This window comes from Sulfuricurvum sp., assembly GCF_028710345.1.
In the GTDB taxonomy this organism is placed as follows: Bacteria; Campylobacterota; Campylobacteria; order Campylobacterales; family Sulfurimonadaceae; genus Sulfuricurvum.
The window spans coordinates 9,352-16,534 of record NZ_JAQTUH010000023.1; the positions used below are offsets into that span (position 1 = coordinate 9,352).

A 7,183-nucleotide genomic window follows, 5' to 3' on the forward strand; every position below is an offset into this window, starting at 1 on the left:
CGCTTCAAGGGGGCGGCGGAAATGATACTTACATTTTTAATCTTGGAGACGATACAGATACCATTATCGACAGTGCCGGCAACGATACTCTTCAATTTGGAGAGGGAATCACGTCGAACGATATAATTGTAAAAGCCTCTGTAAACAGTAATGACCTGATCGTAGCACTCAAAGAGGACGGTAAAACGTTTGACCAGCTGACAGACAAGATTACACTCAAAAACTGGTTTAATGCCGATAACCGTATTGAAAGTTTCTCTTTTAGTGACGGAAGCCTTCTTGATATTCGTGGTATCACACAGCTTCAGGTAAACAATTCAGGAGATGATTACCTACGCTTTTCCGAACAAGATGATATGACCGATATGGGCTTAGGAAATGATACAATTGAAGGAGGTGATGGCAATGATACCTACCTTTATAATATCGGTGATGGACATGATACGATACAAGATGTTGCCGGAATTGACACAATTCGTTTGGGTAATGGAATTAGTACTAATAATCTCGAAATTCATTCGGATAACGAATATCTCATCATCGGATTCAAACAAGATGGTGTCGCTTTTTCCGATTTAAGTGATAAACTCTACATCAAACGAGTTGGATTGAATGATTACGGTATCGAAAATCTTGAATTCTCTGATGGTACTATCATCGACCCTCGCAGCCTAATATCAACATATGATGGAACTGATGGTTCTGATATTATCGATTTAGCCTATTTGCAAACGATTAATCCTACGGTATCAATCGATGATAGTTTAGTGATTAATGCTAAAGGTGGCAATGATACGGTAACGGTTGGGAATGGAGCTAATACCATCGATATCGGAGATGGATATTATGAGACACTCACCGTAGGTAATGGAGATAATAAAATCAATATGGGAAGCGGTTGGGGTAATAAACTTAACGCAGGAGATGGAAATAATAGTATCGCTGGATCATATATCACAGCCATAGTCGGTGCGGGAGATAATAATTTTAATCTATTGGCTGAAGATTCATGGGTAGGTGTAAATATTAAAGCTGGAGATGGTAATAACAGTGTTTTTGAAAAAGATGCTGTTCTCGATACGTCATACTGGGGCGGAGAAGGATATCTGACATTTACAGCCGGAGATGGAAACAATACAATACAAATAGGGCAAAAACTCTCTAAAGAAATTGTATTTGATGATTTGTGGCGTGATACTACCATTATTGTGGGCGATGGTATTAATGACCTTAGTTTTAATAATGGTGATGGTAATTTGGATATCGTAATAGGCAATGGAAATAATAAGATTAATTTTACGGCAGATATAGATGATGTGTCTATTCAAGGGAAAAACGGAGATAATGTAATTACTCAAATCGATGATAATGATATCGAAAATAGCTACTATGACTGGTATTATGATGAAACAACCGGTAATTGGCAGCAAAGTACTTTGACGATAGTTAGTGACCCTAATACTATTTCGATAGGAATGGGAGAGGGCAACAATACAATCACTTTGAGTGATACAGCACAAGATTATCAATTAAATCTTGGTAATGGCAATAATACCATTATTGTAGGTAAAGAAAATAGCGATAACAATTATACGATGAACAGTTCGATTAATATGGGTAACGGCAATAATCAAGTTGATATTGTGAGCGGAGACGGTATTTTAAACATTAATGGAGGAACAGGGAACAACAGCGTTTTATTTAGTTCGGATATTGATAATGTGACCATTAATATGGGTGATGGAAATAATACAATTACGCAAAAGACTGTAAACGATACTGATAATATTGCTGTCCAGTCGATCATGCAGGGGTATATTCAAGATTTAGCAAATGGGAGTAATAGTGTAGATCAATGGGTGTTTAATTATAGTGGCGGAAATTTACAAATTGATGTATTAACAGAAATGGCTAGTGGAGAAGATTCACCAAATTATCAAGATATAAACCATGATGGAATTCAACAAGGATTCGACAGTACTATTTATTTATATCGAAAAGATACTTTCGGTAATTGGATCTATGTTAACAGTAATGATGATTCAAACGGGTATACAGATGGTAGTACGAGTGGGCTTGATTCGTATTTGGGTCTGGATCTTGCTGCCGGTGAGTACTTGCTTTCTATTGGTGGATATTATCTTTCAGATGAAGATGCACGAATCGGTTATCAACGTAATAACATCACAGGACCATATCAATTAACCTTTACGGGAGATGTTGCTTTTAATACAATTCCTGAGAGCGCACAAGAAATTTATAGCTTCAATCCAAATTCTAATCATGTAGATGCAGGCGACGGCGATAACCAAATTACCTTAAGCGATGTTGCACAAGATTATCAATTAAATCTTGGTAGTGGTGACAATACCATAACAGTGGGTAAAGAAAACAGCGATAATAATTATGCAATGGACAGTTCAATTAGTATGGGTGATGGTAATAATTCGATTGATATACAAAGTGGGGATGGTAATCTAAATATTAATGCAGGGGAAGGTAATAATAGTATTGAATTCAGTGCTGATATTGATAATACAGTTGTCATTGTGGGTGATGGAAATAATACAATTGTACAAAAGAGTGTGGATGATACTGATATTTTCTACAATGCTAATAATGTCAACCTTTCATTAGGGTTGGGAGCAAATACTATTGCAACAGGATCCAGTGATGATGAAATTTATCTGAGTGATAACGCATACAATGAGCTTAATGCAGGTATGACAGGGCAAGCGGATAACATTGATACTGGAGCCGGATCAAACTACATTGACATCAAAAGTAATGCTAACCATACCGTTTCAATTGGAGATGCAAATTACCAAAATCTTTCTACATATCAAGGAAACGATTATGATGAACTTTATTTAGGAAATGGTAACAATACCGTAAATAGTAAAGGTTCTGATAAAATTTACGCAGAAATTGGTAACGGAAATAATACCGTTAACATTGCTAATACGCAATTAAGTTCATTGTTTTTTGACGGTGGAGACAACTTTATTCGTGTTGAAACCTTGGGAGATTCGCATCTTTCTATTTCCAATTCAGGTAATACGAATGTGTCTATGGGATCAGGGGATACTTTAGTAACTTTCAATGAAAACATCACCAATACGATTAGTACCGGAGCCGGTAATGATGATGTTTACACATACGATAGCGATGATACTTATCTTGTCAATATCGGAGACGGAAGTGATGCTATTTTGGATATGTATGGAACCGATAAAGTTGTCTTCGGTGCAGGTATTACTAAAGATAATTTAAAAGTTCGTATTGAATTTAACGATGATCTGATGAACCATACGGATAATGTAGCCTTAGCCGAAGCATTTAGAAACTATAACTCTAACTTTGATTTTAACAGTTTGACGAATGCCAATTTGGTCATCCAGTATTCAGATAACCCTTCTGATATATTGATTCTAGCCAATTGGTATGAGATTGATAACCGTATCGAATCGTTTGTATTTAGTGACGGGACAACCCTAAGTGATCATCAGATTGTATCTCTTATCGAAACAACACAAGATGATCTGATTCTGGGAACCGAGGGTGACAATACTCTTCAAGGTGGACAAGGTGCAGATGAGATTGATGGAGGAGTAGGGAACGATACCTATATTTATAATCGAGGTGATTCTTATGACACATTTAACGAAGACGGCGGATTCGATACAATCTCTTTTGGTCAAAATATTACAAAAAACGATTTAATTTTACAACAAGTTGATAACAATCTCCTCATTTCTCTCAAAGAAGACGGGAAAACACTCAATGACCTTTCTGATACGATTACCGTTAATAACTGGTTTGATGAAAGTGGACGAATCGAACGGTTTACGTTTAGTGACGGCAGCTCAATGGAGTTGGATGAGATATTAGGTCTCGTTGATACGGACGGTGTTATCTATTACGGAACCCCAAATGAGGATTTGATGGAGGGGAGTGATAACGGTGATATTATCATGGCGCGTGATAGCAATGATATTGTTAACGGAAATAGAGGAAATGATCTGCTCTTCGGCGAAGCGGGTGATGACATTCTTGATGGCGGAGAAGGAGATGATCTGCTTTACGGCGGAGAAGGAAACGATACCTATATCATTGATCGCAATATGGGTTCAGACACCGTCTTTGATCAAAGCGGAAACGATACGTTGAAATTTGTAAACGGAATCACTGCGGATGATGTAGAGGTATGGTTTGATAACAATGACCTTAAAGTATGGACGAATGGAACCGAAGTGACTTTGAGCAACTGGTATGCCTCGGATAACCGTATCGAAACGTTTTCGTTTGATGACGGCACAACACTTAATGTTAACGATATCATCAATCTTCAGTACGAAAAGGTAAAAGGTGTTTCAGAGGGGACGACATTTAACGTAGATGATGGCGATCAAACGATCTATTATGGACAAAATGGCAATGATATTTATCGTATAGATACCTATAGTGGAGACAATACCATTAGTGACAGTGCAGGAAATGACCGTATTGAATTTGTTAACGGTATCACACCTGATAGGGTTGCCCTCAGCTATGAAGGAGATGATCTTATTCTTTCTGTTGAAGAGACAACAGTACGTTTAAGCGGATGGTATACAACGCAAAATCGGATCGAAATATTTGCTTTCGAAGATGGTACGACACTTACTGCACAAAACATTATTGACCTTATGGGGACAGACGGAAATGATTCGATCCGATCCCGTCAAGAAGGCGGAGAACTTCACGGCAATAGCGGAGACGATACTCTCGCCGGTAGTAAAGGAGACGATCTATTCTTCGGAGGTGAAGGAAATGATACATACCTAATCAACGAATTTGCCGGAGTGGATGTAATCGACGATATGCTGGGGGTCGATACAATCCGTTTCGGCGGAGGAATCACTCCAGATTCCCTACGCGTCACATGGATACAAGGGAGTGAAGATATTTACATCTCCTCCAAAGACGATGTAGCCAACGGGCTTATTCTGAAAAACTGGTACAGTAGCGATGGAGAGGGTAAAATTCTTGTATTTAGTGACGGAACTATATGGACTGCTCAAAATATCCTCGATGCAATGGGGAGTGTTAATGATGACGTATATGACGGATTCAACGACCGAGCCAACATGATTCGTGCTAACGGAGGAAGCGATGCCGTCTGTACGTTTGGCTTTGACGATACGGTTGATGGCGGCGCTGGAGATGATGCACTTGATACGGGTGCGGGCAATGATACCCTGATCGGTGGAGCAGGAGATGATTTGCTCTTTGGCGGAGTTGGAAGTGATACTTATTGCTTTGATCGCGGTTTCGGAAAAGATATGATTTATGATTTTTCAGCGGATGGGAGTGATGGAGGAAATGACCGCATCGTCTTTGGCGATGGGATCAGTGCGGATGATATTATCGTGAAATCGTTTGAGAATGATAATAACCTCTATATCGGATTGAAAGAAGACGGGAAAACCTTTGATGAATTGAGTAACGTCATTACCATCAAGGATTGGTTCTTGTTGAATAATCGCATTGAATCAATTGCATTCGGCGATGCAGCGGATATGTCACTTCTCGATCTTATGCGTGCTCAAGCTTCTCAACACGGTGATGCAATCAGAGCATTGGCTGAGGGTGGAATGCTGATCGGTACAGAAAATAATGATACCTTAATCGGCAATAGTGGCGATGATTTTATACTTGGCTTGGGCGGCGACGATATTCTTGTCGGTGGGGAAGGTAACGATACTCTTATCGGTGGAAGCGGCGGCGACCTTTTGGAAGGATCTTCTGGCAATGATACCTATTTCTTCGGCAAAGGGGATGGAAAAGATACTATATATGACAATGCGACAGCTGTTCAAGAACAATACGGATACGTTATCGACAGTGAGGGGGTAGCGCGTTGGAGTAAAATCGAGAAGCAATACAATATTGATGGAGGGGTAGATACCCTCTATTTCGGCGATGGGATAACTGCAGATGATTTATCACTTAGCAATGACGGATACGATTTGGTGATTACACTTAAAGATTTGGCAGAAGATACAATTCGTATCCAAGATTACTATAAGCCATTGAATACCATTGAATATTTTGGGTTCAGTGATGGATCGATAATGAGTAATACAGAGTTCGAAGCACTACTATTTACCCCTGGTGATGATAACGTAACGTTTATAGATGAACAAGACCATATCTTAAATGGCAACGACGGAAATGATATCATTAATGGTGGAAGTGGTAATGATATAATCGATGGAGAGGGTGGTGATGATACACTAAATGGCGGATTTGGGGATGACACCTATCTCTTTGGGCGTGGGTCAGGACATGACACTATTACTGATAATGGTATCGGCGAATGGTGGCAGACCCAATCAGGAAACGATACGGTTGTATTCAAAGACGGTCTCACTTCTAATGATCTTTGGATCAAGACGGTTGGAATCGATGTCATTATAGGTATTAAGGAGGAAGGAAAAACGTTTGAGGAGCTTAGCAATACATTAACAATCAAAGGGGCATTGGATGTTACTAATCCCTTTGAATCTGTATTATTTGCGGATGGAACAAACGTTACAATTGAAACTTTATTGATCCAAAATACTCCTCCTGAAGCCCAGGCTGAAATCACCCACACCCTGCAAGATATTCGAATCTTCAGCGGTGACGTAGGTGCTACCGATATCGACAATGATATTCTTACCTACACTGTTTCAACAGCAGCATCACATGGAACCCTCAACGTTGATGAGAATGGCAAATGGAGTTATAGTGCAGTTGATGGTTATATGGGAAGTGACAGTGCTATCATCACCATTGATGATAGTAACGGAGGGGTAATTACCCAAACATTAAACTTCGAGGTCAAAGTTTCCGCTCCAACATTATCTGATACTTCGTCGAATCTTCTTGAAGATACTGCTACCAATGGAGTCTTTAACGTTACCAATCCTATCGGCGGCGTTTTAGTCTACGAAGTCCTCAATACTTCCACGAAAGGAGCGTTTAGTGTTGATGAATCAGGGAGCTGGAACTACAACCCAAATGCGAATCTAAACGGCAGCGACAGTGTTACCATTAAAGTAACCAACGCTTACGGTCTAAGTACTACCGCAACACTTAATCTCGCTATCGAAGCGGTTAACGATGCACCAATACTAACCGAGACACCGGCACCAAT

At 39.6% G+C, this 7,183-nt stretch carries 1 protein-coding gene; it reads left to right on the forward strand.

Annotated features, from left to right (window positions below; all coding sequences use genetic code 11):
* Window positions 1-7,183 (forward strand): calcium-binding protein (locus PHC76_RS14060; protein ID WP_300210575.1); only part of this gene is annotated, 7,183 nt, incomplete at both ends.